This is a genomic window from Paracoccus alkenifer (genome assembly GCF_900108405.1).
In the GTDB taxonomy this organism is placed as follows: domain Bacteria; phylum Pseudomonadota; class Alphaproteobacteria; order Rhodobacterales; family Rhodobacteraceae; genus Paracoccus; species Paracoccus alkenifer.
Map to the genome: position 1 here is coordinate 602,731 of NZ_FNXG01000001.1, position 25,676 is coordinate 628,406.

At 67.4% G+C, this 25,676-nt stretch carries 25 protein-coding genes and 1 tRNA gene; 14 read left to right on the forward strand and 12 right to left on the reverse strand.

Annotated elements, in window-relative coordinates:
- Both lpxD and BLW83_RS02840 read right to left on the reverse strand, forming a co-directional pair.
- Positions 1–1,101, reverse strand: a complete 1,101-nt coding sequence (gene lpxD / locus BLW83_RS02835; protein ID WP_090845306.1) for a UDP-3-O-(3-hydroxymyristoyl)glucosamine N-acyltransferase — start codon at positions 1,099–1,101, stop codon at positions 1–3.
- A 21-nt stretch (positions 1,102–1,122) separates the two neighbouring features.
- Complete coding sequence (locus BLW83_RS02840; protein ID WP_245728593.1) at positions 1,123–2,763, reverse strand: L,D-transpeptidase family protein; 1,641 nt, start codon at positions 2,761–2,763, stop codon at positions 1,123–1,125.
- A 291-nt stretch (positions 2,764–3,054) separates the two neighbouring features.
- Here BLW83_RS02840 and mepK point away from each other — a divergent pair, with 291 nt between their 5' ends.
- From mepK to aptA, 3 genes are all read left to right on the forward strand, one after another.
- Positions 3,055–3,612, forward strand: coding sequence for a peptidoglycan L,D-endopeptidase MepK (gene mepK, locus BLW83_RS02845; protein ID WP_090845308.1), 558 nt, complete (start codon positions 3,055–3,057; stop codon positions 3,610–3,612).
- Positions 3,613–3,739: 127 nt separating this feature from the next.
- The gene (locus tag BLW83_RS02850) at positions 3,740–5,167 is read left to right on the forward strand and encodes a mannose-1-phosphate guanylyltransferase/mannose-6-phosphate isomerase (protein WP_090845309.1); all 1,428 of its coding nucleotides are present in this window, start codon (positions 3,740–3,742) and stop codon (positions 5,165–5,167) included.
- Between the two features lie 108 nt (positions 5,168–5,275).
- Complete coding sequence (aptA, locus tag BLW83_RS02855) at positions 5,276–6,598, forward strand: omega-aminotransferase AptA (protein ID WP_090845311.1); 1,323 nt, start codon at positions 5,276–5,278, stop codon at positions 6,596–6,598.
- A 172-nt stretch (positions 6,599–6,770) separates the two neighbouring features.
- On the opposite strand, the gene BLW83_RS15985 is transcribed toward aptA, so the two are convergent.
- Genes BLW83_RS15985 through BLW83_RS02870 form a run of 3 tightly spaced genes read right to left on the reverse strand, consistent with a single transcriptional unit; the run spans position 6,771 to position 8,666 of the window.
- Entirely contained in the window at positions 6,771–7,769 is a 999-nt protein-coding gene (locus BLW83_RS15985; RefSeq protein ID WP_090845313.1) for a GGDEF domain-containing protein, read from the reverse strand.
- Positions 7,766–8,332, reverse strand: coding sequence for a heme NO-binding domain-containing protein (locus tag BLW83_RS02865; RefSeq protein WP_177172466.1), 567 nt, complete (start codon positions 8,330–8,332; stop codon positions 7,766–7,768). The genes BLW83_RS15985 and BLW83_RS02865 overlap by 4 nt, the downstream gene beginning before the upstream one ends.
- Before the next feature lie 55 nt (positions 8,333–8,387).
- A complete protein-coding gene (locus tag BLW83_RS02870) occupies positions 8,388–8,666 on the reverse strand; it encodes a DUF3572 family protein (protein WP_090845317.1) in 279 nt (92 codons plus the stop codon).
- Between the two features lie 89 nt (positions 8,667–8,755).
- Here BLW83_RS02870 and BLW83_RS02875 point away from each other — a divergent pair, with 89 nt between their 5' ends.
- From BLW83_RS02875 to BLW83_RS02895, 5 genes are all read left to right on the forward strand, one after another.
- On the forward strand, positions 8,756–10,246 hold the full coding sequence (locus tag BLW83_RS02875; RefSeq protein WP_245728594.1) for a diguanylate cyclase domain-containing protein: 1,491 nt from the start codon (positions 8,756–8,758) through the stop codon (positions 10,244–10,246).
- Positions 10,247–10,421: 175 nt separating this feature from the next.
- Positions 10,422–11,870: a cysteine--tRNA ligase gene (gene cysS / locus BLW83_RS02880; RefSeq protein ID WP_090845319.1), complete on the forward strand. Its 1,449-nt coding sequence runs from the start codon at positions 10,422–10,424 to the stop codon at positions 11,868–11,870.
- Positions 11,871–11,899: 29 nt separating this feature from the next.
- Positions 11,900–13,516 (forward strand): citramalate synthase, encoded by a 1,617-nt coding sequence (cimA, locus tag BLW83_RS02885; protein ID WP_090845321.1) that lies wholly within the window; start codon positions 11,900–11,902, stop codon positions 13,514–13,516.
- Positions 13,500–14,264, forward strand: a complete 765-nt coding sequence (locus BLW83_RS02890) for a squalene/phytoene synthase family protein (RefSeq protein WP_090845323.1) — start codon at positions 13,500–13,502, stop codon at positions 14,262–14,264. Before cimA ends, BLW83_RS02890 begins: the two co-directional genes overlap by 17 nt.
- A 72-nt stretch (positions 14,265–14,336) precedes the next feature.
- Positions 14,337–14,426: transfer RNA gene (locus BLW83_RS02895), tRNA-Ser, on the forward strand.
- 236 nt (positions 14,427–14,662) lie between these two features.
- Here BLW83_RS02895 and BLW83_RS02900 read toward each other — a convergent pair.
- The 3 genes from BLW83_RS02900 to rnd form a co-directional block, all read right to left on the reverse strand.
- Complete coding sequence (locus BLW83_RS02900; protein WP_090845325.1) at positions 14,663–15,037, reverse strand: outer membrane beta-barrel protein; 375 nt, start codon at positions 15,035–15,037, stop codon at positions 14,663–14,665.
- On the reverse strand, positions 15,038–15,277 hold the full coding sequence (locus BLW83_RS02905) for a hypothetical protein (protein ID WP_090845326.1): 240 nt from the start codon (positions 15,275–15,277) through the stop codon (positions 15,038–15,040).
- A 210-nt stretch (positions 15,278–15,487) separates the two neighbouring features.
- The gene (gene rnd / locus BLW83_RS02910) at positions 15,488–16,669 is read right to left on the reverse strand and encodes a ribonuclease D (RefSeq protein WP_090845327.1); all 1,182 of its coding nucleotides are present in this window, start codon (positions 16,667–16,669) and stop codon (positions 15,488–15,490) included.
- Positions 16,670–16,892: 223 nt separating this feature from the next.
- Here rnd and BLW83_RS02915 point away from each other — a divergent pair, with 223 nt between their 5' ends.
- From BLW83_RS02915 to parE, 3 genes are all read left to right on the forward strand, one after another.
- The gene (locus BLW83_RS02915) at positions 16,893–17,141 is read left to right on the forward strand and encodes a type II toxin-antitoxin system Phd/YefM family antitoxin (protein WP_090845329.1); all 249 of its coding nucleotides are present in this window, start codon (positions 16,893–16,895) and stop codon (positions 17,139–17,141) included.
- A 7-nt stretch (positions 17,142–17,148) separates the two neighbouring features.
- Positions 17,149–17,526 carry a type II toxin-antitoxin system death-on-curing family toxin gene (locus BLW83_RS02920; RefSeq protein ID WP_090845331.1) on the forward strand — a complete coding sequence of 126 codons (378 nt, stop codon included), beginning with the start codon at positions 17,149–17,151 and terminating at the stop codon, positions 17,524–17,526.
- A gap of 90 nt (positions 17,527–17,616) precedes the next feature.
- A complete protein-coding gene (gene parE, locus BLW83_RS02925; RefSeq protein ID WP_090845333.1) occupies positions 17,617–19,581 on the forward strand; it encodes a DNA topoisomerase IV subunit B in 1,965 nt (654 codons plus the stop codon).
- Between the two features lie 114 nt (positions 19,582–19,695).
- On the opposite strand, the gene BLW83_RS02930 is transcribed toward parE, so the two are convergent.
- Positions 19,696–20,085 carry a hypothetical protein gene (locus BLW83_RS02930; protein WP_245728595.1) on the reverse strand — a complete coding sequence of 130 codons (390 nt, stop codon included), beginning with the start codon at positions 20,083–20,085 and terminating at the stop codon, positions 19,696–19,698.
- Between the two features lie 206 nt (positions 20,086–20,291).
- On the opposite strand from BLW83_RS02930, the gene BLW83_RS02935 reads away from it, so the two are divergent.
- Positions 20,292–20,993, forward strand: coding sequence for a gamma-glutamylcyclotransferase (locus BLW83_RS02935; protein WP_090845335.1), 702 nt, complete (start codon positions 20,292–20,294; stop codon positions 20,991–20,993).
- 4 nt (positions 20,994–20,997) lie between these two features.
- On the opposite strand, the gene BLW83_RS02940 is transcribed toward BLW83_RS02935, so the two are convergent.
- From BLW83_RS02940 to BLW83_RS02950, 3 genes are all read right to left on the reverse strand, one after another.
- Positions 20,998–21,402, reverse strand: coding sequence for a c-type cytochrome (locus BLW83_RS02940; RefSeq protein WP_090845916.1), 405 nt, complete (start codon positions 21,400–21,402; stop codon positions 20,998–21,000).
- Positions 21,403–21,485: 83 nt separating this feature from the next.
- Positions 21,486–22,145 carry an ABC transporter ATP-binding protein gene (locus BLW83_RS02945; RefSeq protein ID WP_090845336.1) on the reverse strand — a complete coding sequence of 220 codons (660 nt, stop codon included), beginning with the start codon at positions 22,143–22,145 and terminating at the stop codon, positions 21,486–21,488.
- The gene (locus BLW83_RS02950; RefSeq protein ID WP_245728625.1) at positions 22,138–23,400 is read right to left on the reverse strand and encodes an ABC transporter permease; all 1,263 of its coding nucleotides are present in this window, start codon (positions 23,398–23,400) and stop codon (positions 22,138–22,140) included. Before BLW83_RS02950 ends, BLW83_RS02945 begins: the two co-directional genes overlap by 8 nt.
- A 197-nt stretch (positions 23,401–23,597) precedes the next feature.
- Between BLW83_RS02950 and radA the strand changes: the two genes are divergently transcribed.
- Together radA and BLW83_RS02960 are read left to right on the forward strand one after the other, a co-directional pair.
- Positions 23,598–24,962 carry a DNA repair protein RadA gene (gene radA / locus BLW83_RS02955; RefSeq protein ID WP_090845340.1) on the forward strand — a complete coding sequence of 455 codons (1,365 nt, stop codon included), beginning with the start codon at positions 23,598–23,600 and terminating at the stop codon, positions 24,960–24,962.
- A 73-nt stretch (positions 24,963–25,035) separates the two neighbouring features.
- Complete coding sequence (locus BLW83_RS02960; protein WP_090845342.1) at positions 25,036–25,653, forward strand: CvpA family protein; 618 nt, start codon at positions 25,036–25,038, stop codon at positions 25,651–25,653.
- Positions 25,654–25,676: the final 23 nt, after the last annotated feature.

Sequence of the window (25,676 nt, forward strand, 5' to 3'; positions counted from 1 at the left end):
TCAGTCCTTCTGCATCAACCGGGCAACGGTTTTTTGCAGCTCGGCGAATTGCGCGGCCATGCGCGGCAGGCGACGCATGGCCTTGTTGATTTCCAGCTGGGTTTCCATTTTCGTGGCCGGAGACCCCAGCACCACCCGCCCCGCGGGCACGTTGGTGAACAGCTTGCTGGCGCCCCCTGCGATCACGTCGTCGCCGACAAAGATATTGTCGTTCACCCCGCAATGCCCCGCCAGCACCACCCGGTCGCCGATCCGGGCCGAGCCGGCGACCCCCGCCAGCCCGCACAGCAGGCAGTCGCGCCCGATGCGCACATTGTGGCCCACCTGCACCAGGCTGTCGATCTTGGTCCCCGAGCCAACCGAGGTGTCGCGGATGGTGCCGCGGTCGATGGTGGCGTTCGCCCCGATCTCGACATCATCGCCCAGCGACACGCCGCCCAGCGAATGGATGCGCACCCAGTGCTGGTCGCGGATTTCGCTGCGGGTGCCCAGCGTGTGGCGGATTTCCTCGATCCCCGAGACCTCGGGGGTGACGAATGAAAACCCGTCGCCGCCGATCACCGCGCCCGATTGCACGATCAGTCGGTCGCCGGCGGTGACCCCATGGGCGATGCGCACGCCTGCGTGGATGGTGGCGTCCCGGCCGATCACGCTGTCCGCGCCGATGCTGGCATGGGCGCCGATGCGCGCGCCTGCCCCCAGCCGGACCCGCGGCCCGATCACCACGAAGGGCCCGATCGAGGCGCCCTCGGCCACCACCGCGCTGGGGTCGATCACCGCCGAGGGGTGGATGCCGGCGGGGAACTCGGCGCCGCGATCAAGGGCGCGGGTGACCCCGGCCATTGCCAGCCGCGGCCGCGCGACGATGGCGGCACCGGCCAGGCCCAGCGCTTGCGGGTCCATGCCCTCGGACAGCAGCGCGACCGCGCCGGGCGCCAGATCGGCGGCGAATTTCGGCGACATCGCCATGGCGATCCGCGCCGCACCGCCGGCAGCGGGGGCCGCATCGGCGGGTTCGGCCGCGCCGGTGATGCGCAGCGTGCCGTCGCCCCACAGCCGCGCCCCGAGATCGCGCGCAATATCTTCAAGAGTCATGGTCATGCCGCTCTCCTTGCGATGGTCCTACTGCGCCAGCGCCGCCGTTTCCAGCCCGGCGGAATCACCCTCGGCGGCGGCCCGCTGCAAGGCGCGCCACACCGCCGGGTCGCGGTCATAGATGTCGCGGAAATGGCGGATGGTGCCGTCCTCGTCCACGGTGGTGGTGAAATAGACCAGATGCACCGGCTGCCCCGTCACCCTCAGGAACCGCTCGGCCCCCGACTGGCGGGCATTGGCATAGGTGGCGGCGGGGTCGGCGCTGGCGCCCTCCAGCAGCACATGCGCCAGCTCGACCGGCTTTTGCACCCGGATGCAGCCGTTGGAAAACGCGCGCACCGATTCGCCGAAAAGCCCTTTGCTGGGCGTATCATGCAGATAGATGTTCATGCTGTTGGGAAAGATGAACTTGACCTCGCCCAGCGCGTTGTCGGCGCTGGGTTTCTGCCGCAGCCGATAGGGAAAGCTCTTGGCGGTATAGCGCGAGAAATCGACCGAGGCGCGGTCCACCACCCGGCCGCGGCTGTCCACCACGTCCAGATGCGCCGCGGCAAAGCGGTTCTGCTGCAACCGCGGCAGATAATCCCGGATCGCCATGCTGCGCGGCACGTTCCAGCTGGGGTTGACCACCACGTTCTGCATCACGTCGGAAAACTCGGGCGTGCGCCAGTCGTCGCGGTCCTTGCCGATCACCGCGCGGCTTTCATAGATGGTGCGGCCGCCGTCCTTAACCCGCACGTTGAACTCGGGCAGGTTCACCCAGATCATCCGCGCGTTCAGGTCGTGGCCGTTCATCCAGCGCATCCGTTCCAGCGCGATCAGCAGGTCGCGCGAATCGGCGCCCTTGCCCCCGTTCAGGCGGTCGAGGGTGCGCGGGCCGGCCACACCGTCCGGCGCCAGCCCCGCCCGCGCCTGATAGGCCCGAAGCTGTCGGCCGAGTTCGGCGTCGAACAGCTGCGGATCGGGCGAATCGCTGGCCAGACCCGCCGCCGCCAGCCGCGCCCGCATCAGTGCGATGGCGGGATCACGCGCGCCCTCGCGCCAGACTCCGGTGGGAATTTCCGGCAGGGCGGGGTCGATCACCGGGCCGGTGCGCGCAGCCAGTGCCGCCTGCAACGCGCGATATTCCGGATTGCGCGGCGCGACCGCGGCCAATGCCGCAACCGGGTCCGCCGCGTGGACAAAGTTTTCCAGCTGCCGTTCCAGCGGCACCCGCAGCACATCGCGCCGGATCTCGGGGTGAACCCGTCGCGGGTCGAGAATGCCGCCCCCCACATCATGCACCCAGCGGGCAAAGCTGCGGGCAAAGGCGATTTCCGTGCCGATTTCATGGGGTTGCGTAATGTTCCTGTCCAAAGCGCGCAAATGTTCGACGTCGTAGACATCAGGCAGGCCGTGCATCCCGGCCTGCCCCGCCTCGGCGATCAACGCGGCGCGCAGGGGGGCCGAATCGGGGGCGGCAAAGACCGGCTGCAACGCGGTAGATCCATACCATGCCGCCAGCCCCGGGTCGTCGGCCACCCCGCGCGCCAGCCTCCATTCCTCGGGGCTGAACTCCAACCGGGGCGAGGGCGCGCCGGCAACAGCCGACAGTGCGCCCGCCGCCAAAGCCGCGACCACCGCCAGCAGAATTTGCCCTGAGCGGCGGAAAAGGGGGGAAAGCATCATGCGGAATCCTGACATCATTCCAGTAATATGTGGCGGGAATGCGCGGATTGAACCGGCCTCCACGGGCATCGGCCGGTGCAGCGTTGCTTCAAAGATACAGTGCTGTGGGACATCTGCTGCAACCAGGTCTCAATCGGCGAAATTTCGCCTAACATGGCATGAAATCGCTGGGGTGGGGAACTCACGGTTCCGCAATCGTGCCCGTGGTGACATATTCTTAACCAGTCCGGGGTAAACCGGCACCGTCAGGCGACTGGCGCAAAGAAGAACGCAGGACAGGCGGATCTGAACATGACCTTCGAATTCTCGCGGCGCGGCATTCTCGGCGTGTTCGCGGCAACCACGGTTGCGGCGGCCCCGGTGATGGCGAATGCCTTTGGGCTCATGCGCGGTGCCGGCGATTACCGGCGCGTGCGGATGTATTCCGGTCGAACCGGGGAAAGCATCGACACGGTTTACTGGGTGGATGGCAAGTATATCCGCGACTCTCTGAATGAAATCAACATCTTCATGCGGGACTGGCGCACCGGTCAGGTGATCGGTATCGACCCCCGCACCATTGATGTCGCGGCCGCCAGCCATCGGCTGTTGCAGACCAACGAACCCTATATGATGCTGTCGGGCTATCGCTCGCCCCAGACCAACGCGATGCTGCGCGCGCAAAGCAGCGGCGTGGCCAAAAGCTCGCTGCACATGACCGGCAAGGCCGCGGACCTGCGGCTGAAATCGCGCTCGGTCGGGCAGATGTACAAGGCCGCGACCTCATGCAAGGCGGGCGGCGTCGGCAAATATTCGCGCTCGAACTTTGTCCACATGGACTGCGGACCGCTGCGGACCTGGGGCTCCTGACCCCGGCGAATCGGCGCAAGCCTTGCGAAAGCCCGCATATCCTGCGGGCTTTCGCATTTTATGCAGACAGGGCATGAAGGCTTGTCACCCGCCCGCAGACGCCGGGCCTCATTCCCGAGAACCGACCATGTCCAGCGTGATTCCCGTTCTTTTGTCCGGCGGCTCGGGGACCAGGCTGTGGCCGGTGTCCCGCAAGTCCTTTCCCAAGCAATTCGCACCCTTGACGGGCGATCAGTCCCTGTTTCAGGCGTCGGCGCTGCGGCTGTCTGGCCCGCGCTATGCGCCGCCGCTGGTGCTGACCAACGCCGATTTCCGCTTTATCGTCACCGAGCAGCTGGCCGATGCGGGGATAACCCCTGCCGGCATCCTGATCGAACCCGCGGGCCGCAACACCGCCCCCGCGATTCTTGCGGCCGCGCTGCATGTCGCGCGCGAAAACCCCGATGCGCTGCTGCTGGTCGCGCCCTCGGATCACGTCGTGCCGGATGCAGACGCCTTTGGCCGCGCTGTCGAACAGGGCATCGCCCCGGCGCTGGCCGGACGAATCGTCACCTTCGGGATCGAGCCGACGCGCCCCGAAACCGGCTATGGCTATCTGGAGTGCGAGGGCGCCGGCGGCATCAGCCCCACCCCGCTGCGCCGCTTTGTCGAAAAGCCGGACGCCGCCACTGCCGAAACCATGCTCAAGGCGGGCAATTTCCTGTGGAACGCCGGGATCTTCCTGTTCACCGCCCGCAGCATGATCGAGGCGTTCCGCGCCCATGCCCCCGAATTTCTTGCGCCGGTCGAGGCAGCACTGGACGATGCCACCCGCGATCTGGGGTTCCTGCGGCTTGCCCCCCAGCCGTGGCAGACGTTGCCCGACCTGTCCATCGACTATGCGGTGATGGAAAAAGCCGCGAATCTGTCGGTGGTTCGCTTTGCCGAGCACTGGTCCGACCTGGGCGGCTGGGACGCGATCTGGCGCGAGGCGCAGAGCGACCGCCCGGCCTGGCGCGGGGTGGTGGCCGACGCGCGCTCGACCGCGATCGACTGCGACGATGTGCTGCTGCGCTCGGACGACGAGGACATGGAGGTCGTCGGCATCGGGCTGAAAAACATGATGGTGGTGGCCACGCGCGACGCGGTGCTGGTCGCCGATATGGACCGCGCGCAGGACGTGCGCCAGGCGGTGACCGCGCTGAAATCCCGCGGCGCGCGGCAGGCGGAAAGCTTTCGCCGCGATCACCGGCCATGGGGCTGGTTCGAAACGCTGGTGATGGGCGAGCGTTTCCAGGTCAAGCGCATCGTCGTCCACCCCGGCGCGGCGCTGTCGCTGCAAAGCCACGTCCACCGGGCCGAACACTGGATCGTGGTCAGCGGCACCGCCAGGGTGACGGTGGACGACAAGGTCTCGCTGGTGACGGAAAACCAGTCGATCTATGTGCCTTTGGGCGCGGTCCACCGGATGGAGAACCCCGGCAAGGTGCCGATGGTGCTGATCGAGGTGCAGACCGGCGTCTATCTGGGCGAGGACGACATCATCCGCTACGACGACGTCTACGCCCGCAGCTGAACGCGCGCCGGCTTGACTGGCAACCGGCAACTGCTAGCCTGCCCGGACCCGTTCCACCCGCACCGCTGCCGGAATCCTGCCCGACGCGGCGCCTGACATGAGGCCGTGATGCCACTCGACCGCAAACCCGCCCCGAATGACCTGAGTGCATTCTGGATGCCCTTTACCGCCAACCGGCAGTTCAAGACGGCGCCAAGGATGCTCGTGGCGGCGCAGGACATGCATTATACGGCGGCGGACGGGCGGCAGGTGCTGGACGGCACCGCCGGGCTGTGGTGCTGCAACGCCGGGCACGGCCGTCCGCGGATCACCCGCGCGATCTCGGAAATGGCGGGGACGCTGGATTATGCGCCCAGTTTCCAGATGGGCCATCCGACCGCGTTCGAACTGGCCAACCGGCTGGTCGAGATCGCACCCCCCGAAATGGAACATGTGTTCTACACCAACTCGGGATCCGAGGCGGTGGATACCGCGCTGAAGATCGCGCTGGCCTATCACCGCGCGCGCGGCGAAGGCAGCCGGACCCGGCTTATCGGGCGCGAGCGGGGGTATCACGGCGTCGGTTTCGGCGGCATCTCGGTCGGCGGCATCGTCAGCAACCGCCGGATGTTCGGCACGTTGCTGGCCGGGGTGGACCACCTGCCCCACACGCATCTGCCCGAAAACCGCATGACCCGCGGCCAGCCGCAGCACGGCGCCGAGCTGGCGGATGATCTGGAACGCATCGTCGCGCTGCACGGTGCCGACACCATTGCGGCGGTGATCGTGGAACCCATGGCCGGCTCGACCGGGGTGCTGCTGCCGCCCAAGGGCTATCTGGAGCGCCTGCGCGAGATCACCCGCAAGCACGGGATCCTGCTGATCTTCGACGAGGTGATTACCGGCTTCGGGCGGCTCGGCTCTCCGTTTGCGGCGCAGCATTTCGGCGTGGTGCCGGACATCATGACCTGTGCCAAGGGCTTGACCAACGGCGTGATTCCTATGGGCGCGGTGCTGACCTCGGGGGCGATCCACGACGCTTTCATGCAGGGCCCGGAACATGTGATCGAGCTGTTCCACGGCTATACCTATTCGGGGAACCCGATTTCCTCGGCCGCCGGGATCGCCACGCTGGAAACCTATATCGAGGACGGGCTGCTGACCCGCGCCGCCTCGCTGGCCGGGCATTGGGAAAAGGCCCTGCATGCGCTGGCCGATCACCCGCATGTGATCGATATCCGCAACATGGGGCTGATCGGCGCCATCGAGCTGGCGCCCATCGAGGGCGCACCGGGCAAGCGTGCCTTTGACGCCTTCGTCCGCGCCTTTGAGGCCGGAATCCTGATCCGGGTCACCGGCGACATCATTGCATTGTCGCCGCCGCTGACCATCAGCGAAGCCCAGATCGACGAGTTGATGGACACGCTGGGGCAGGTGCTCAAGGCCGGCTGACCCGGTTTCCAGCGGGGCACGGACCATATCCGGCCGCGCGGTGCTGGCGCCCGGTCCGCGCGACCGCTTCCCCGAAGGCGGGCCGTGGGGAACTGCCGCACGGCGCCGCTTTGCGGCGGGACCAATAGGTAGAAACGCAGGGCGGGCAGCGAATGCCCGGCCCGCTTTCGTCTCAACACCCCCCATCCTCCGGGATCCCATCCGCATCGACCCTGTCGCCCATGGCGATGCAGATATCGCCGCGGCCGGTCCGCTTGGCCTGATAAAGCGCCGCGTCGGCGTCCGCCTGCATCCGGCCCCAGTCGACGCGGAGATAGCGCGACGAGATCGCCACCCCGAGGCTGGCCGAAATCCGGCTGGCCGCTCCGTCGATCCGGGCCGGGGCCTCGATGTTGCGGATGATCCGCCGGCCCAGCTGCTCAAGCGCGGCAGGATCGAAAATACCCGGCAGCAGCAGCACGAATTCATCGCCGCCGGTGCGGGCAACGGTGTCGCAACTGCGGGTAATCGCGCGCAGCCGCGCCGCCACCTCGCACAGCATCGCGTCGCCCACTGCATGGCCGCGGCTGTCGTTCAGTTCCTTGAAACGGTCCAGATCCATGGCGATCAGCGCAAACTGCCCGGCGGAAGCGGACCCCGTTCCCTGCCGCAGCGCCTCAAAGGCCAGATGCAACCCGCGACGGTTGTTCAGCCCGGTCAGCGGGTCGGTGAATGCCTGCGCCTCGGCCCGGCGCCGGGCCTTTTCCAGCCGCAGATTTGCCTGCGAAAGCTCATCCATCATCGCGTTATTGGCCTCGTGCAGGAACAGGAACTCCATCGCGAGATCCGAGGGCGCGAACTCACGGTCGGTCAAATCGTGACGGCGAATGGTCTCGACCAGCCCGATCCCCAGCCCGAGGTTGAAGACCAGCCCGCCATCATCCAGCCGGACCGCCCGGCCCCGCAAGACCTGCGCCGGATCCGCGCGGCTGCGCAAAAACACCCGCTCGGCCCGCGCCAACTGCGGCAAAGAGACATCCGCGACCGGCCCGACAGGTTCAAACGCCGCGTGGAAATCCGCGATATCCCCGACGATGCGCCGCAGGGTCGAGCCGGCCGACAGCACCCGGCCGGCCGCGTCGATATGCAGATGCATGGGCATCAGCGTCAGCGCTGCCCGGTCCAGTTTCATGCCGCGCCCACAGTGGGATCGCTGATCGAAAAGGGCCGGCCCTCGTTGAAATCGACCAGCGGGACATCGACCAGAATCGATCCCTCGCGGATCTCGATCACCGCCAGCACGCCATAATCATCGGCCATTGCATGCAGCACGCCGGCCAGCGCGTGCAGCCAGACCGGATCGCAATCCGAGGTGATCCGCCAGCCGCGAGGTGCCGGGGCAACCGAAATCGCCGGCAATTCGAGGTCGCGCAGAACCAGCCGCGCGCGGCCGCGCAATTCCTCGAGCGTGGTCACAAAAGCGGCGAAATCGCTGCCGGCAAAGCGCAGCAGTCGCCGGATCGCCGAGCGCTGCGCCACCCACGCCCCGATATCCTCGGACAGCTCTGGGGGCGAGCAGCCGACCAGCGCGGCGATTTCATGCAACAGCCGGCGGGCGGCCGAATCGTCCTGGTTTCCCATCAGCTCGAAACCGCGCGGATCGACGCCCGCCGCCCGCGCGGCCGCGGTCCAGACCGCCTCTCCGTGGGTCTGGCGCGCGAAATGTTCGATCGAGCGGGTAACAAGGCCGTGCATCTGATTCCCTCTGCTGCACCGCCGATATGCACGCCAGAGATTAAGATGCCGTGAATCAGTCCACTGCGCCGGCCGAAAGCGCCTCTCGCAGATGGGCGACGGTCTGTTGCGCCCAGCCGGATTGCGCGGAAAACGCCGCCAGACGTTCATCGCTGGTGCAGATGAAATCGACCAGCGCGGCGCCGAACGCGGGCGTCGGGTCGGCGGCAAGATCGCGCAGATCGCCGGGCAAAAGCCCACTTTCAGCCACCAGCGCGCCGATCAGCTCGGGGTTGGCGGACAGGTGGTCGAGGATCGCCTGAGACAGCAGATCAAGGGATTTTCGGTCGATCATGGGCGATCCTTGCCGCCCGCCGACGGAATTCGCAAGTGCGGACTGCGGCTCTCAGGATGGAAACGGTTTGTTAACATCTTTGCGCTTAGATGAGTCGCAAGAGCATATCCTGCGGGGGCGGAAAATTGATCGAGGGGCCAATCCTGGTGGTTGACGGCGCGGCCACGAACCGGATCACGCTCAAGGTGCGGCTTGCGGCGGCCTGTTACCAGCCGCTGACCGCGCGCACCGGCGCCGAAGCGCTCGAGGCATTGGCCTCGGCGCGCCCCAGCATGGTGCTGATCGGGGGGCCGCCGGGGGACATGGACGCGGTCGAGCTGTGCCGCAAGATCACCGCGCGGGCCGAGGTTCCGGTGGTCGTGACCGTGCCGCAGGAACAGCGAATCGCCGCGCTTCAGGCGGGGGCAGCCGCGGTTCTGGATACGCCCATCGACGAAATGGCGCTGTTCGCGCGGATCCGCGGGCTGATGCGCAACCAGATCACCGATGCCGCCGCCCATGTCCCGGGGCTGGCAGAAGAGCAGCAGCCCTTTCTTGCGGCGACGCCCGAACTCAGCTCGGCATTGCTTATCGCCGGCGACGCGGGGGTGGGGCTGAACTGGCGCCATGCCCTGTTGCCGCGGCTGTCGGCCCATTTGCGCATCGCCGACCCCGAACGGGCACTGGCCGAGGCGGCGGTCGGGATGGTGCCCGATCTTTACCTTGTCGCCGCCGATATCGCGCAGGCCGGCGACGGGCTGCGGCTGCTTTCCGAACTGCGCTCGCGGCGCTCGTCGCAGAATGCCGCCTTTGCAGTGGTGCTGGATCCGCGGCGGCAGGACATGACCTCGGTGGCGCTGGATCTGGGGGCGGGTGATGTGCTGACCTCGGGGTTTACCAGCGGCAAGGCCGCAGATGAGGCCGCCTTGCGGCTCAGCGCGCTGATCCGGCGCAAGCTGGCGGCCGACGGGCAGCGCGAGGCGGCGCGGCGGGAACGCTCGCTGGCATGGATCGACCCGCTGACCGGGCTTCCCAATCGCCGTTTCACCCTGCCCCGGCTGGCCGAATATTGCCGGACCGATGCAGACCGCGGTTGTTGCGCCGTTGTTGCCATGGACATCGACCGCTTCAAAGAGGTGAACGACCGCTACGGCCATGCTGCCGGCGACACTGTTCTGGCCGAGGTCGCGGCCCGGCTGGAGCGGGCCGTTCCGGCGCCGGGCTTTGTGGCCCGCGTCGGTGGCGAGGAATTCCTGGCCGTGTTGCCCGGCATGTCCGAGGTCCAAGCCGCGGCACTGGCGCAAATCATGCGGGCGCAGGTGTCAGGGGCCGACGTGCGACTGCCCGGCCGCGATCGCACGGCAGCGCTGAAAATCACCCTGTCGGCCGGTATCGCATTTCATCAGCAGCAGGCGGGCGCCGCGCCTGTGGGTCATGCTGCCATGGGTCATGCGGGGACGGGCCAGCCGCTCGCCCCTCACCCGGACGAGGGGCGGGCCGCAGCGGCGGCGCTGCTGGAACGTGCCGATGCGGCGCTTTTGCGCGCCAAACGCAGCGGCCGCGACCGGCTGATGGTCTGGCGCGAAGATGCCGCCGCATGAACCGGCACCAGGTGGAACCCTTTGACGGCGCCGCCGGACAACCCGCTTGCCGCAGCGCCGCCCCGCTGCTATGGCCATCGCCATGAACGGTTATTTCACCACTATCTGCATTACCGTCTGAGCAAGCACAGGCGGGCCGTTCACGCGCGACTGGACCCCGCCGCAGGGGGAATTCATGGTCGAAATCCAGCTGACCAACACCCGCAGCCGCTCGAAAGAGCGACTGGTTCCGATCGACCCGCAGAACCTGCGGATGTATCTGTGCGGGCCGACCGTCTATGACCGCGCCCATCTGGGCAATGCGCGGCCGGTGGTGGTGTTCGACGTGCTCTATCGGCTGCTGCGCCATGTGTATGGCGCGGACCACATCACCTATGTGCGCAACTTCACCGACGTGGATGACAAGATCAACGCGGCGGCGCTGGTCCGCCGGCAGGCCGGTGACCCGCGCCCGCTGGAGGAATTGATCCGCGAGCGCACCGAGGAAACCATCGGCTGGTATCACGCCGACATGGACGCACTGGGGGCGCTGCGCCCCGACCATGAACCCCGCGCCACCGATTATATCCCGCAGATGATCGCCATGATCGAGGAACTGGTCGCCAAGGGTCACGCCTATGCGGCCAAGGGCCATGTGCTGTTCGACGTGCGCTCGTTCCCCGACTACGGTCAGCTCTCGGGACGTTCGGTCGATGACATGATCGCCGGCGCCCGGGTCGAGGTGGCGCCGTTCAAGCGCGATCCGATGGATTTCGTGCTGTGGAAACCCTCGGACGCAGAACTGCCGGGCTGGGACAGCCCCTGGGGTCGCGGCCGCCCGGGCTGGCATATCGAATGCTCGGCCATGTCCGAGGCGCTGCTGGGCCGGTCCTTCGACATCCACGGCGGCGGCATCGACCTGCAATTCCCCCACCACGAAAACGAGATCGCGCAGAGCTGCTGCGCCCATCCGCATGACGAATTCGCCCGGATCTGGCTGCATAACGAGATGTTGCAGGTCGAGGGCAGGAAAATGTCTAAAAGCCTTGGCAATTTCTTTACCGTCCGCGACCTGCTGGACCAGGGCATCCCGGGCGAGGTGATCCGCTTTGTCTTTCTGATGACGCATTACCGCAAGCCGATGGACTGGACCGCCGAAAAGGCGCGCGAGGCCGAGGCGGTGCTGCGCCGCTGGCGTGGGCTTGTCGCGGGCATCGAACCCGCGGCAAGCCCGGCCCCCGCCGTCACCGCCGCGCTGGCCGACGACCTGAACACCGCGGGCGCCATCGCCGAGATGCACCGCATGGCCGAGGCGATCCGCAACCCGGACGCCATGCAGGACGATCTGCGGCAGCTGACAGGTGGCGATGGTCTGGGGCTCAAGCGGATCTTCCTTGCCAGCGCCGGGATGCTGGGGCTGCTGACCGACGAACTCGGCGGCTGGATCGCCCCTACCCCAGACCTTTCGCCGCTGGCCGCCCGGATGCAGGCATTGCGCACTGAGGCCAAGGTCAGCAAGGATTTCTCGGCCGTGGACGCCCTCAAAACCGCATTGGCCGAGGCCGGGGTCGAGGTCCGCATGACCGCCCAGGGGGTGGAACTGATCCCCGGCGCGGGCTTCGATGCCGCAAGACTGCCGCAATAACCCACCAGCCAGCCAAAAGGGCCAAGCCCATGACGCGCCAGCGCCTTTACCTTTACGATACCACGCTGCGCGACGGACAGCAGACGCAGGGCGTCCAGTTTTCCGCCGCAGAAAAGGCCGAGATTGCACGGACGCTCGACACGCTGGGGGTGGATTACATCGAGGGCGGCTGGCCCGGCGCCAACCCCACCGACAGCGATTTCTTTGCCGATGCGCCGGCGACGCGGGCCACAATGACCGCATTCGGCATGACCAAGCGGGCCGGGCGCTCGGCCGCGAATGACGATGTGCTGGCGGCGGTGCTGGATGCTCGCACACCGGCGGTCTGCCTGGTCGGCAAGACCCATGATTACCACGTGACCGAGGCGCTGGGGATCGGGCTGGACGAGAATCTTTCCTGCATCGCCGAATCCGTTGCCCATGTGGTTGCGCAGGGCCGCGAGGCGCTGTTCGACGCCGAGCATTTCTTTGACGGCTACGCTGCCAACCCCGAATATGCGCTGTCCTGCCTGCAAGCGGCGCTGGAGGCGGGCGCGCGCTGGGTCGTTCTGTGCGACACCAACGGCGGCACCCTGCCCGCCCGGGTGGGCGAGATCACCCGCGCGGTGATCGCCGCCGGTATCCCGGGCGAGCGGCTGGGCATCCACGCCCATGACGACACCGGCAACGCCGTCGCCTGTTCGCTTGCCGCGATCGAGGCCGGGGCGCGGCAGGTGCAGGGCACGCTGAACGGGCTGGGCGAACGCTGCGGCAACGCCAGCCTGACCAGCCTGATCCCGACGCTGCTGCTCAAGGAACCGTTCTGTTCGACCCTGGCCACCGGCATGGACGCCAAGGCGCTGGCCAGCCTGACCCGGATTTCGCGACGGCTGGACGAGATCCTGAACCGGGTGCCGCTGCGCGCCGCGCCCTATGTCGGGGCCTCGGCCTTTGCACACAAGGCCGGGCTGCACGCCAGCGCCATCCTCAAGGCGCCGCAGACCTATGAGCATGTGGACCCCGCGACCATCGGCAACGAACGGGTAATCCCGATGTCGAACCAGGCCGGGCAATCGAACCTGCGCGCCCGGCTGGCCGGGGCGGGGATTCAGGTGGCCGCCGGCGACCCGGCGCTGCCCCGCATCCTGTCGGTGGTCAAGCAGCGCGAGGATCAGGGCTATGCCTATGATTCCGCTCAGGCTTCCTTTGAGCTGCTGGCGCGGGCCGAGCTGGGCGCCCTGCCCGACTTCTTCGAGGTCGAGCGTTACCGCGTCACCGTCGAGCGCCGCCTGAACGCCATGGGCCGCCGCATTTCCGTCAGCGAGGCGGTGGTGGTGGCGCTTGTCGGCGGGCAGCGGGTGCTGTCGGTCAGCGAAAGCCACGGCGAGAATGGCGAGGATGCCGGGCCGGTCCATGCGCTGTGGCGGGCGCTGGCCAAGGATCTGGGGCCGTGGCAGGGCTCGATCGACCAGATGGCGCTGGCGGATTTCCGGGTGCGGATCATCGGCGCCGGCACCGATGCGGTGACGCGGGTCACCATCGATTCGATCGACCGCAGCGGCGCGGCCTGGTCCACCGTGGGGGTGTCTCCGAATATCGTCGATGCCAGTTTCGAGGCGCTGATCGACGCGATCCGCTGGAAGCTGATCCATGACAACGCAACATGATCAAGGGCTTGGCGCGCTCGCACAGCGGTTGCGGGCCGACGACCCGGACCGCTGGGCAATGGCGATGCTGGCCGCAGCCCCCGCGCGGCCACGGCTGCTGACGCTTTACGCGCTGAACGCGGAACTTGCCCGCACGGCGCTGTCGGCGCGCGACCCGCTGCTGGCCGGGATGCGGGTGCAATGGTGGGTGGACCGGCTGGAGGCGCTGCGCGCTGCGCCGCCCCCCCCGCACGAACTGCTGTCGCCGCTGTGGTCCGCCTGGGGCGCCGACGCCGCGCGTTTCGCCCCGCTTGCTCAGGCGCGGCTGCACGACGCCGATCGCGAACCCTTTGCCGGCCCCGAGGCCGTCGTGGCCTATGCCGATGCGACAGGGGCCGCGCTGATGGCCCATGCCGCGCAGGCGCTGGGGGCGGCAGATGGCGCTGCCCTGCGCGCGCAGGGCCGGGGCGCGGCGCTGGTGGCCTGGCTGCGCGCCCGCCCGGCCCTGCAAGAGCTGAGGCTTGGCCTGGCCCGGCCCAAGCCGGACTTTCTGCAATCGCTGGCCGCAACCGCGACCGCGGCATTCCGCAGTGCCGCCGCATCTCGGCGCGCCATCCCGCGCGCGGCCGCCCCGGCGCTGTTCCCCGGCGCTGCAATCCGCAACGCCCTGACGGCCGGCACCGCCGGCACCGACCCCGCCGCAGTTTCAGAATTCACCCGCCGGGCAGCACTCGCCCGGCTGGCACTGACCGGCCGCTGGTGGCTTTGACCGCCCTGCCGACACCCACCCCGCGACGCATCGCTTGATCGCCCGCCCGAGCCAAGCTAACACCCCGCGAACGGAGGCGTGGCAGAGTGGTTTAATGCACCGGTCTTGAAAACCGACGTGGGGGCAACTCCACCGTGGGTTCGAATCCCACCGCCTCCGCCATTTCTTATTGATATCACTGCCTGATTTCGCCCGGCACAGCTATTGCAAGGCAACCGCAGGTTTGCCGCCGCCATAATCCGCGCTGAAAGCGCGGGGCGCGAGTCGCGACAGCCTTGCTCAAGCCAGGCGTGGCAGGACCATGCCCAGCAGCAAGAGAGCCGACAGCGAGGATGGGTGCCCCAGCCCTTGGACTGCCGCATCTGGCGGCGGCTTTATGTGGTCACGCTTCAGTGGCGTCAGAACCGATAGGACGCACTGACTGTAAAGTTGTTCAGGTCAAGGTCAGTCGTGCCCCCGCCAGCCGGAATATCAAGATTGTTTGTCATCCATTCGACGCCAAGCAGAACGCGGGGGGATGCCATGAATTTTGCCCCCAGCCCAAAGCCCAACCCGGTCTCTCGAAAGTCGAAAATAGGATTTCCCTCGCTGAAGGTCAGCCTTGCATAGCTGAGGGCGGCATAGGGCAAGAACCGGCCCGAATCGTAGCCAGCCAAGACTTTCGCACGAATGAAATTTCCGCTGAGGCCACCAAATTGGTCAAAGAAATCGAAGTTGTTAAGCTTGTCATACGACAGCTCGACACCGGAAACGAAACGGCCGTAGTCGCGCAGTTAACCCACATGCGCCCCGTAGTGCCGGCCGTCGAACCCTTGATTTACGCCGCTGCCCGCGTTGATTTTCAGTTCGGCACCGCCGACCTGGACACCTGCATAAAACCCGGTCCAATCAGCGAACGCATCGGAAACCACGACAGCCGGGGCAGCGTCAGCGACCTGCGGGACGTAGCCACCGGCTTGGGCGACCGATGCGCTGCCGCAAAGCAGGGCAGTCAGAAACGTCATGTTTTTCATTGTAAACTCCATGTTTCGGCTTGGCCGCTCTATGGGAACTTGCACAGAATGAAACAGGAAAGCTGCGGCAGGACGCCGCTCTTGGAAAGAAGCGGCAAGCAAGTAACAATTTTGCGACACGCTTTTCCGGCCCTGTCCCATCCGCCACCGCCGATACCGACTTGCCGAAAACACATCGGTTCGCCCGGAAATGCGCCGCAGCCCGGCCGCTTAACCCACCGGCACCACCAGCACCGCGCCGCCGCGCGCCGACAGGGCGATCCGGCCTTGCGCCAGCAGCAGCGCCTCGTTGCCGAAAACCTCGGCGCGCCAGCCCGACAGCGCCGGCACCTCGCGCACTCCGGCCGCGATGGCGTCGAGATCGGCTGACGAGGCGATCAGCTTGGGTGCCACCCCCGCCGCGTCGGCCTTGGCCTGCAACAGCACCCGCAGCAACTGCGACAACGCGGCATTGCCGGGCAGGCCCGGCTGGTCGGGGACGGGCTTGGGCAGGTCGGTGGCCTCGATCCCCGTCCTGATTGCCTCAAGGATTCCCTGCGCGATCTCGCCGCGCCGCGCCTCGCGCAGCAGCAGCCGCGACTTGCCCAGATCCTCGTCCGTCTGCGGCTTGGCCGAGGCCAGCTCGATCAGCGCATCGTCCTTGAACACGCGCGAACGCGGCACGTCGCGGGTCTGGGCGTAGTTTTCGCGAAACCGCGCCAGTTCCCGCACCACCGCCAGAAACCGAGGCGACCCCGAACGCGTGCGCACCCGCGCCCAGGCATCGTCCGGGCGGGTGATATAGGTTTCCGGCTCGACCAGCGCCGCGGCCTCTTCGGCCACCCAGGACTCGCGCCCGGTCTTTTTCAACTGGTCCGACAGATATTCATAGATCGCCCGCAGATGGGTCACGTCGGCCAGCGCATATTCCGCCTGCGCCTGCGTCAGCGGCCGGCGCGACCAGTCGGTAAAGCGCGAGGACTTGTCCAGCGGTTGGCGGACGATGCGCTTGACCAGCGTCTCGTAACCCGCCTGCTCGCCAAAGCCGCAGACCATCGCCGCAACCTGTGTGTCGAACAGCGGGTCGGGAAACACCCCGGCGTCGTGAAAAAAGATTTCCAGATCCTGCCGTGCGGCGTGAAACACCTTGACCGTCGCGGTGTGGCGGAACAGATCGTAAAGCGGTTCCAGCGACAGCCCTTCGGCCATCGGATCGACCAGCACCGCCGGCCCGCCCTCGGCCTTGGACCCCGACGCGGGTGGCAGCGCCATCTGGACCAGGCACAGCCGGGAATAATAGGTCCGTTCGCGCAGGAATTCCGTGTCCAGCGTGACATAAGGTTGCGCCTTGGCGAGTTCACAGAACGCGGTGAGTTCGTCGGTCGTCGTGATGATGCGCGGTTCTGCGGCCATCGTTTCCCTCGGGTTGGCGGGTCATCCGCCGGTGGACAGTTGCGGTGCTCTATGCCGATCCGGCGCGGGATTCCAGCGCGAGATGAGGTGACTTGCGAATTGCTGCGGGCGCTGGCCCTTGTCGGCAACGCTTGCGCCCACATGCGGCATGGAAACCGGGTGCCATTGAAATACCCACTGCAATATGCAATATAAAAGGCACAACCCTGCCGGAGCGCCTGCCATGACCCGTTTGCTGACCAACCACATCGCCACGATCACCGAGCTGCGCGAGCCGCACAAGGTGCTGGAACGCTCGGGCGGCAAGCCGGTGGCGATCCTGCGCAATTCCGGCCTCGTGGGTTATCTCGTGCCTGCCGAGGCCACGGAAGAAGTATCCTATCGCCAAGCGACGCGCGAAGAGCTGCATGACACGCTGGAGCGCACGCGCGCCCGGGCCCAGCCGGTCCTGGATTACCTGAAGGACAAGTGAGGCCGCGATGCAGTATCGCCTGCCCTCGGCCGAACTGGTCGCGGAGATTCATGATATTGTCCTGAACCCGGGCGAGTTGCCCGGCCGCGCCCGGGACAAGTCGCTGGACGGTGCCCTGGCGCGGGTCGAGAACCGGCTGGCCTATGGCATGATCGAGGATGTCTATGCGCTGGCCGCCGCCTATGCGATGGCCATCGCGCAGGGCCATTGCTTTAACGACGCCAACAAGCGCACGGCATTCCGCCTCATGCAGGTCATTCTTGACTGGAACGGCGGCAGTGAACCCGATGTCCCCGCCCATGTCATCGGTGACCGCATCATCGCCCTCGCCCAGGGCCTGATCGACGACGGCCATCTGGCGGACTGGCTGCGCGACGGGGCTTGACGCCTTGCCCTCGCGCCCCGGGCAGCGGCGGGTTGCCCCGCCCTGCCCCGTCATGGCATGACGCCCCATAATCACGAGCAGGCAGATCCGATGTCCGACGACCTTCTTTCGGGCGCGCAAGCGGCCCCCGACAGCTATTCCGCCGCCTCGATCGAGGTGCTCGAGGGGTTGGAGCCCGTCCGCAAGCGCCCCGGCATGTATATCGGCGGCACGGACGAACGCGCGCTGCACCATCTGGTTGCGGAAATCCTCGACAACGCCATGGACGAGGCCGTCGCCGGTCACGCCAGCCGCATCGAGGTCGAATTGCACAGCGACGGCAGCGCCACCGTGCGCGACAACGGCCGCGGCATCCCGATCGACCCGCACCCGAAGTTCCCCGGCAAATCGGCGCTGGAAGTCATCCTGTGCACGCTGCACGCCGGCGGCAAGTTTTCCGAGGGCGCATATCAGACCTCGGGGGGTCTGCACGGGGTCGGCGCCTCGGTGGTGAACGCGCTGTCCGACAGCATGGTGGTCGAGGTCGCCCGCAACCGCGAGTTGTGGCGCCAATCCTTCAGCCGCGGCATCCCGCAGGGACCGGCGGAAAAGATCGGCCCCGCCCCCAACCGCCGCGGCACCACCGTGATCTTTCATCCCGACGAACAGATCTTCGGCCACCACCGGCTGAAGCCCGCGCGGATGATGCGGATGGTCAAGTCCAAGGCCTATCTGCATTCCGGCGTCGAAATCCGCTGGAAGACCGAGATCGACGACGGCGAAACCCCGCTGGAAGCGACCTTCCATTTCCCCGGCGGGCTGGCCGATTACCTGTCCGAACAGCTGGGCAGCGTCACCACCTATGCCGAGCGCCCCTTTGCCGGCGCCGTCGAGTTCCGCGAGCGTTTCAACGTCCCCGGCAAGGTCGAATGGGCGATCAACTGGACGCCGTCCCGCGACGGCTTCATCCAGTCCTATTGCAACACCGTGCCGACGCCCGAGGGCGGCACCCACGAGGCCGGGTTCTGGACCGCCATTCTCAAGGGCATCCGCGCCTATGGCGAGCTGACCAAGAACCGCAAGGCCGAAAACATCACCCGCGACGACCTGCTGACCGGCGGCTGCGCGCTGGTGTCGTGCTTTATCTCGGAACCCGAATTCGTCGGCCAGACCAAGGACCGGCTGGCCACCGCCGAGGCCGCGCGGCTGGTCGAGGGCGCAGTGCGCGACCATTTCGACAACTGGCTGGCCGCCGACACCAAATCCGCTGGCGCGATCCTCGATTTTCTAGTGCTGCGGGCCGAGGAACGCCTGAAGCGCCGTCAGGAAAAGGAAACCGCCCGCAAATCCGCCACCCGCAAGCTGCGGCTGCCGGGCAAGCTGGTGGATTGTTCCGGCAACACCCGCAAGGGCACCGAGCTGTTCATCGTCGAAGGCGACAGCGCCGGCGGCTCGGCCAAGTCGGCGCGCGAACGCACCACCCAGGCGATCATGCCGATCCGCGGCAAGATCCTGAACGTGCTGGGGGCCTCATCGTCGAAAATGGGGCAGAACCAGGAAATCGCCGATCTGTGTCAGGCGCTGGGGGTGGGCATGGGAACCCGCTTCAACGTCGATGACCTGCGCTACGACAAGATCATCATCATGACCGACGCCGACGTCGATGGCGCCCATATCGCCAGCCTGCTGATGACGTTCTTCTTTACCCAGATGCGGCCGCTGATCGACAAGGGGCACCTGTATCTGGCCTGCCCGCCGCTTTACCGCCTGACGCAGGGCGCGCGCCGGGTCTATGTCGCCGACGATGCCGAGAAAGAGGCGTGGCTGGCCAAGGGGCTGGGCGGCAAGGGCAAGATCGACGTGCAGCGTTTCAAGGGTCTGGGCGAGATGGACGCCAAGGATCTCAAGGAAACCACGATGAACCCGGCCAGCCGCAAGCTGATCCGGGTCAGCATCGACGACGACGAGGGTGGCGAGACCGCCGATCTGGTCGAGCGGCTGATGGGCAAGAAACCCGAGCTGCGTTTCCAGTATATCCAGGAAAACGCCCAATTCGCCGAGGATCTGGATGTGTGAGGGACCGGTCCCTCGCATTCAACAGTCCCTTGCCGGGAAAGACGATACCGGCCGATGTTTCCCGCAAGACTGGCGGGGTCGGCGCAGCACTGCCCCGCGCCGCGCCGTCCGGGATCAACTGCAAGTCGTCGGCGCCCCCTTGGCGACGATTTCCTGCCAGCCGGCACCCAGAGTTTCACGGGCAGAAAGCGCGTTGCGCGCCTCGGGCGAGCCCTCGGGGACCATCTTGACCACCATTCCCTGCGAATAATTCTGCTGGAATCCTGCAAAAATATTGCCTTGCAGGCCACTGTCGCTGTGGTCACCCTGAATCACGAATTTGTCGCCACCCTTGCGAATGACCTCGACCGCCGCGCTTTTAAAGGCAACATTTCGTGCACCCGCAGCGCCGCAGGCCGGGGCCGCATTCGTCGCCACCTTGAAGGTGTCCTTGCTCATCGGCTGGATCTGCGTCTGGGCACATCCCGCCAACAGCAGCAGGCCCGCCGCCGCCGCAGGCCACATGAAACCTCGCATCTGAAACCCCTTATCCCTTGAGAAAACTGGATATCAGCAAAGAGGAACAATACCGGAAAATCAATCAATCCATACATAAAATGCACCTTTTAACAATTACTTAACCATGACAGTCGCAGTCGCCGACCTCTGGCCATCATGACAGCTTGCCTCGGCGCAGCTTCCCCGGCATGTAAGCTTACCGGAGAAAAACCTTGCATGACGCCCCGCCCCACAAGCCCCTGATCGCCCTGACCGCTGCCCATGTCGCCCGGGTCGCGCCGGGGGACGGGCCGCTGCATACGCCCGGCTGGCGGATGCTTGAGGATCACGATCTTGACCTGCTGGCGGAACGGCTGACCCGCGACCGGCCGCGGCCGATCCCGGTCTTTGCCTATGGCTCGTTGATCTGGAACCCCGGCTTTGACGTGCAGGCGCGGCGGCGGGCGACGGCGGTGGGCTGGCATCGCAGCTTTTCGATCTCGCTCGACCATTTCCGCGGCTCTCCGGACCGGCCGGGGCTGATGCTGGCGCTGGCCGCGGGCGGGCAATGCGAAGGGGTGCTGCTGGACATCGCCCAAGGCTCCGAGCAGCAATCCCTGCGCGCCATCCTGCGGCGCGAGCTGGTGGCGCATGAGCTGGCCGCCAACGCCGCCTGGATCGATGTCGAAACCGAAACCGGCCGCGGTCAGGCGCTGACCTTTTACGCCGGCCCGGTCGGCACGCAGCTGGCGATGCTGTCGGTCGAGGAACAGGCCCGCCGGCTGGCGCGCGCGGCCGGCGCCGCCGGGACCGGCGCCGAATACCTGCTGCGCACCGTCCACGGGCTGGCCGAACACGGCATCCACGACCCCTATATCTGGCGGCTGCAACAGCTGGTGGCCAAGGAAATCGACGCCTTCGGGCCACCGGCCTAGACGGTTACTGCTGCAACCGTTCCAGATGCTCGGTCAGCGCCACCAGCCGCGCGGGCGTGGGCGTCAGCGCCCCGTCGCCGGCGTCGAACAACACCGTCGGCCCGTCGCGCAGCTCCTGCCCGAACTGGGGCATGGGGCTGTCGCTCATCCCCATGGTATAGCCGTCGATGCGGTTCATCACCCGCAGCCGCGGAAAGCGGCCGTCGTTGCCCTGCGCCAGCAGCGTCAGATCGGTGGCCGGCGGGCGCATCCCCGCCGCCGCCGGCCCGTCGCCCTTGCCCGCAGCCCCGTGGCACGAGGCGCAGAACTGCGCGTAATCCGCCGCGCCGGTATCGGCCACCGGGGGCGTGCAGGCGGCCAGCGCCGCGCAAGCGCCCAGCACGGCCAGCGAAATCAGGGCAGTTTTCATCGGCATTCCCTCGTTTTGCGGTGAATTGTCGCAAGCCCCGCCGCCGACGGCAAGGGGTTTGGCCGGGGCCGGCGGGAAACGTCTCAGCCCAGCCGGACCACCCGGTCCATGCGCCCGGCCAGCTCCATGTTGTGGGTGGCGATCAGCGCCGACAGCCCGGTTTCGCGCACCAGCGCCATCAGCATCCCGAACACCAGATCCGAGGTGCCGGGGTCAAGGTTCCCCGTCGGCTCGTCCGCCAGCAGCAGCGAGGGCGCATTGGCCAGCGCCCGACAGAACGCCACCCGCTGCTGTTCACCCCCCGACAGCGCCGCCGGACGATGCCCCGCCCGCGCCGACAGCCCGACCCGGTCAAGCAACCCCGCCGCCCGCTCGCGCGCCGCCCGGTCCGGCACCGCATTGGCCAGCTGCGGCAGCACAATGTTTTCCAGCGCGGTGAATTCAGGCAGCAAATGGTGGAACTGATAGACAAAGCCCAGCTCGCGCCGCCGCGCCTCGGTCCGCTTGCGGTCGGACAGGCCGGTCATGTCGCGCCCGTTCAGCACCACGCGGCCCGCATCGGGCGTGTCCAGCAGCCCCGCGATATGCAGCAGCGTCGATTTCCCCGCACCCGAGGGCGCGACCAGCGCCACCACCTCGCCGCGCGCGACCGACAGGTCCAGACCGTGCAGCACCTCGACGGCGGCGGGCGAGCCGGGGTTGTAGGTCTTGGCGATCGCTTCCAGCCGCAGGACTTCATTCATAGCGCAGCGCCTCGACCGGGTTCATCCGCGCCGCGCGGCGGGCCGGAAAGATGGTGACGATAAACGAAAGCGTCAGCGACAGCCCGACAGCCCGGGCGATGTCGATGCCGCGCAGCTCGGCCGGCAGGCGGTAGATGCCGCGCACCGAAGGATCCCACGCGCCCCCGCCCGACAGGTAGTTCACCCCGGCCATGATGCTGTCCACGTTCAGCGCCAGCGCCACCCCCAGCACCACCCCGGCCAGCGTGCCCAGCACCCCGGTAAAGGCCCCGCACAGGAAAAACACCCGCAGCACCGCGCCCTCGGTCAGGCCCATGGTGCGCAGGATGCCGATGTCGCGGCCCTTGTTCTTGACCAACATGATCAACCCCGAGGTGATGTTCATCGACGCGATCAGCACCAGCACCGACAGGATGACGAACATCACGTCATCCTCGATATCCAGCGCCGACAGGAACGCCCCCGAGGCATCGCGCCAGGTCCAGACCATGCTGCCCGGCAGCGCCCCCAGCAGCGCGGGCGTCAGCGCATCGACCGCTTCGGGGGCGGCAGCATAGACTTGGATCTCGTCCACCACGCCGTCGCGGTTGAAATAGGACTGCGCCTCGGCCAGAGGCATGTAGATGCGGGTGCGGTCGATGTCATAGCGCCCGGCGGTAAAGACATAGACGACCTTGTAGCTGCCGACCCGCGGCGTGACCCCGAACGGCGTCTGCGCGCCCTGCGGGGAAATCAGCTGCACCATGTCGCCGACGCCCAGCCCCAGCTCGCGCGCCATGCCGGACCCGACAGCCACGCCCTCGCCAAAGGCGGTGATGTCGCCGTATCCGGTCTCGGGGTCGGCCACGCGGGGGATGGCGGCCAGATCCTCGGCCGACAGCCCGTAAACCTCGGCCACGCCGGAACGGTCGCCGACGCTGGCCATCACCTGCCCGCGCACCACCGGATCGGCACGCAGAACCCCGGGCAGCGCGGCGATGCGCGCCACCGCGTCGGCGTAATCCTCGATCACGCCGGCGACGGTATAGATCTCGTCGGTCAGCTCGTTATGGATCTGGCCGGGCGGCAGATAGACGGTGGAATGGGCGTTGGCGCCAAGGATCGTGTCCACGAACTCGGCCCGAAACCCCGACCGCACCGCCAGCGTGGCGATCAGCGCCATCACCCCCAGCGCAATCCCGATCAGGCTGATCCAGGTCATGACCGAGACCCCGCCCTCGGCCCGCCTTGCGCGCAGATAGCGCCAGGCGATCATGAATTCGTAACGTGAAAACGGACGCGGGTTCGCCACGGCACGGCCTTTCCAAAATCTCGCCATGGAATGGCTGCCGCGGCACGATGATGCAAGCCGACAACCGCGTGAGCGCTCTTTCTTCATCATGCAAATATCCCGGGGTGCGGGGCAGCGCCCCGCGACTTGCAGCCCGCCCGCGACGCTGCCACAACCACGCCATGGCCAAGCCCGTCACCTCGTTCACCTGCTCTGCCTGCGGCGCCAGCCACCGCAAATGGGCGGGGCGTTGCGAAGCCTGCGGCGAATGGAACTCGATCGTCGAGGAAGCGCCGCTGTCCCAGGGCCCCGGCCGCGGGCTGGGGGCGCAGCGCGGGCGCACCATCCCGCTGTCGGGCCTGTCCTCGACCGAGCCGCCGCCGCCGCGCACGCCGTCAGGCATTGCCGAACTCGACCGGGTGCTGGGGGGCGGGCTGGTGCCGGGCAGCGCCATCCTGGTCGGCGGCGATCCGGGGATCGGCAAATCCACGCTGATGCTGCAAGCCGCCGCCGCATTCGCCCGCGCCGGCAGCAACGCCGTCTATGTCAGCGGCGAAGAGGCCGGCGCGCAGCTGCGGATGCGGGCGCAGCGGCTGGGGCTGGCGGATGCGCCGGTGCGGCTAGGCACGGAAACCGCGTTGCGCGACATCCTGACCACGCTGGACGCCGAACGCCCCGACGTGGCGGTGATCGATTCGATCCAGACGCTGTGGTCCGACACGGTCGAAGCCGCGCCGGGCAGCGTCGGGCAGGTCCGCGCCGCCGCGCACGAGCTTGTGACCTTCGCCAAGCGATCCGGCGTCGCGGTTATCATCGTGGGCCATGTCACCAAGGACGGCCAGATCGCCGGCCCCCGCGTGGTCGAGCACATGGTGGACACGGTGCTGTATTTCGAGGGCGAGCGCGGCCACCAGTTCCGCATCCTGCGCGCGGTCAAGAACCGCTTCGGCCCCTCGGGCGAGATCGGCGTGTTCGAGATGACCGGCGGCGGGCTGGCCGAGGTCGCCAACCCCTCGGCGCTGTTTTTGTCCGAACGCGGCGAGCCGGTCGCCGGCAGCGCGGTTTTCGCGGGAATCGAGGGCACCCGCCCGGTGCTGACCGAGATCCAGGCGCTGGTCGCGCCCTCGACGTTGGCCGCGCCGCGGCGCACGGTGGTCGGGCTGGACAGCGGCCGGGTCAGCACCATCCTTGCGGTGCTCGAGGCCCGCTGCGCCATCCCCTTTGCCGGGCTGGACGTGTTTCTGAACGTGGCGGGGGGGATGCGGGTCGCGGAACCCGCCGCCGATCTGGCCATCGCCGCCGCCCTGCTCAGCGCGCGCGAGGACCACGCCCTGCCCGCCGATACCGTGCTTTTCGGCGAAATCAGCCTGTCGGGCGCCCTGCGTCCGGTGGGCCAGGCCGAAAACAGGTTGAAAGAGGCGCGGAAACTTGGTTTCTCGCGGGCGATCCTGCCCGAGGTCCAAAAGGTCGAGGGCGGGGGCGGCATGGTGCTTTCCCGCACCGCCGACCTGACGAGTTTCACGGGCGAGACCTTCGGCGCGGGTTGACCGGGCCGGACGACGCCACCGATACGCGGGGCCACGGCACACAGCCGGCGTCCCCGGCAAAAAGGGCTGACAGATGGACGGTTTCACCCTGATCGACGGCATCGTGGCGGCGATCATCATCCTATCGGCGATCCTCGCCTATTCGCGCGGCTTCGTGCGCGAATCGCTGGCCATTCTGGGCTGGATCGGGGCGGCAGTGCTGGCCTTTGTCTTTGCGGGCGCCATGCGGCCGCTGATCGCGCAGATCCCCTATGTGGACAAGATCATCGCCGACAACTGCGAGCTGGGGATGATCGCCGGCTTTGCGGTGGTCTTCGCGCTGGCGCTGGTGGTGTTTTCGATCCTGACGCCGCTGTTTTCCTCGGTCGTGCAGCGCTCGGCGCTGGGGGGCGTGGATCAGGGCATGGGGTTTCTTTTCGGCGTGGCGCGCGGGGTGCTGCTCGTGGTCATCGCCTTTATCGTCTATGACCGGGTGATGACCACCCAGCGGGTCGAGATGGTGGACCAGTCGCGCTCGGCGCAGGTGTTCCGCTCGATGAGCGGGCAGCTGAACGACCAGATCCCGCAGGATGCGCCGGGCTGGCTGGCCGCGCGGTTCGAGCAGCTGGTGCGCGACTGCGACGCGACCGGGGCCGCGGTGACGCCCGCGACCACGACGCCCGCCCCGGCCGCAGCACCGTCGGCGAACTGATCCCGTCCGGCCCCGCGCAGCCG

Excerpts from the sequence above, each read along its gene's own strand:
- lpxD (WP_090845306.1), bottom strand. The coding sequence starts at position 1,101 with ATGACCATGACTCTTGAAGATATTGCGCGCGATCTCGGGGCGCGGCTG.
- BLW83_RS02840 (WP_245728593.1), bottom strand. The coding sequence starts at position 2,763 with ATGATGCTTTCCCCCCTTTTCCGCCGCTCAGGGCAAATTCTGCTGGCG.
- mepK (WP_090845308.1), top strand. The coding sequence starts at position 3,055 with ATGACCTTCGAATTCTCGCGGCGCGGCATTCTCGGCGTGTTCGCGGCA.
- BLW83_RS02850 (WP_090845309.1), top strand. The coding sequence starts at position 3,740 with ATGTCCAGCGTGATTCCCGTTCTTTTGTCCGGCGGCTCGGGGACCAGG.
- aptA (WP_090845311.1), top strand. The coding sequence starts at position 5,276 with ATGCCACTCGACCGCAAACCCGCCCCGAATGACCTGAGTGCATTCTGG.
- BLW83_RS15985 (WP_090845313.1), bottom strand. The coding sequence starts at position 7,769 with ATGAAACTGGACCGGGCAGCGCTGACGCTGATGCCCATGCATCTGCAT.
- BLW83_RS02865 (WP_177172466.1), bottom strand. The coding sequence starts at position 8,332 with ATGCACGGCCTTGTTACCCGCTCGATCGAACATTTCGCGCGCCAGACC.
- BLW83_RS02870 (WP_090845317.1), bottom strand. The coding sequence starts at position 8,666 with ATGATCGACCGAAAATCCCTTGATCTGCTGTCTCAGGCGATCCTCGAC.
- BLW83_RS02875 (WP_245728594.1), top strand. The coding sequence starts at position 8,756 with ATGAGTCGCAAGAGCATATCCTGCGGGGGCGGAAAATTGATCGAGGGG.
- cysS (WP_090845319.1), top strand. The coding sequence starts at position 10,422 with ATGGTCGAAATCCAGCTGACCAACACCCGCAGCCGCTCGAAAGAGCGA.
- cimA (WP_090845321.1), top strand. The coding sequence starts at position 11,900 with ATGACGCGCCAGCGCCTTTACCTTTACGATACCACGCTGCGCGACGGA.
- BLW83_RS02890 (WP_090845323.1), top strand. The coding sequence starts at position 13,500 with ATGACAACGCAACATGATCAAGGGCTTGGCGCGCTCGCACAGCGGTTG.
- BLW83_RS02905 (WP_090845326.1), bottom strand. The coding sequence starts at position 15,277 with ATGAAAAACATGACGTTTCTGACTGCCCTGCTTTGCGGCAGCGCATCG.
- rnd (WP_090845327.1), bottom strand. The coding sequence starts at position 16,669 with ATGGCCGCAGAACCGCGCATCATCACGACGACCGACGAACTCACCGCG.
- BLW83_RS02915 (WP_090845329.1), top strand. The coding sequence starts at position 16,893 with ATGACCCGTTTGCTGACCAACCACATCGCCACGATCACCGAGCTGCGC.
- BLW83_RS02920 (WP_090845331.1), top strand. The coding sequence starts at position 17,149 with ATGCAGTATCGCCTGCCCTCGGCCGAACTGGTCGCGGAGATTCATGAT.
- parE (WP_090845333.1), top strand. The coding sequence starts at position 17,617 with ATGTCCGACGACCTTCTTTCGGGCGCGCAAGCGGCCCCCGACAGCTAT.
- BLW83_RS02930 (WP_245728595.1), bottom strand. The coding sequence starts at position 20,085 with ATGTGGCCTGCGGCGGCGGCGGGCCTGCTGCTGTTGGCGGGATGTGCC.
- BLW83_RS02940 (WP_090845916.1), bottom strand. The coding sequence starts at position 21,402 with ATGAAAACTGCCCTGATTTCGCTGGCCGTGCTGGGCGCTTGCGCGGCG.
- BLW83_RS02945 (WP_090845336.1), bottom strand. The coding sequence starts at position 22,145 with ATGAATGAAGTCCTGCGGCTGGAAGCGATCGCCAAGACCTACAACCCC.
- BLW83_RS02950 (WP_245728625.1), bottom strand. The coding sequence starts at position 23,400 with ATGATCGCCTGGCGCTATCTGCGCGCAAGGCGGGCCGAGGGCGGGGTC.
- radA (WP_090845340.1), top strand. The coding sequence starts at position 23,598 with ATGGCCAAGCCCGTCACCTCGTTCACCTGCTCTGCCTGCGGCGCCAGC.
- BLW83_RS02960 (WP_090845342.1), top strand. The coding sequence starts at position 25,036 with ATGGACGGTTTCACCCTGATCGACGGCATCGTGGCGGCGATCATCATC.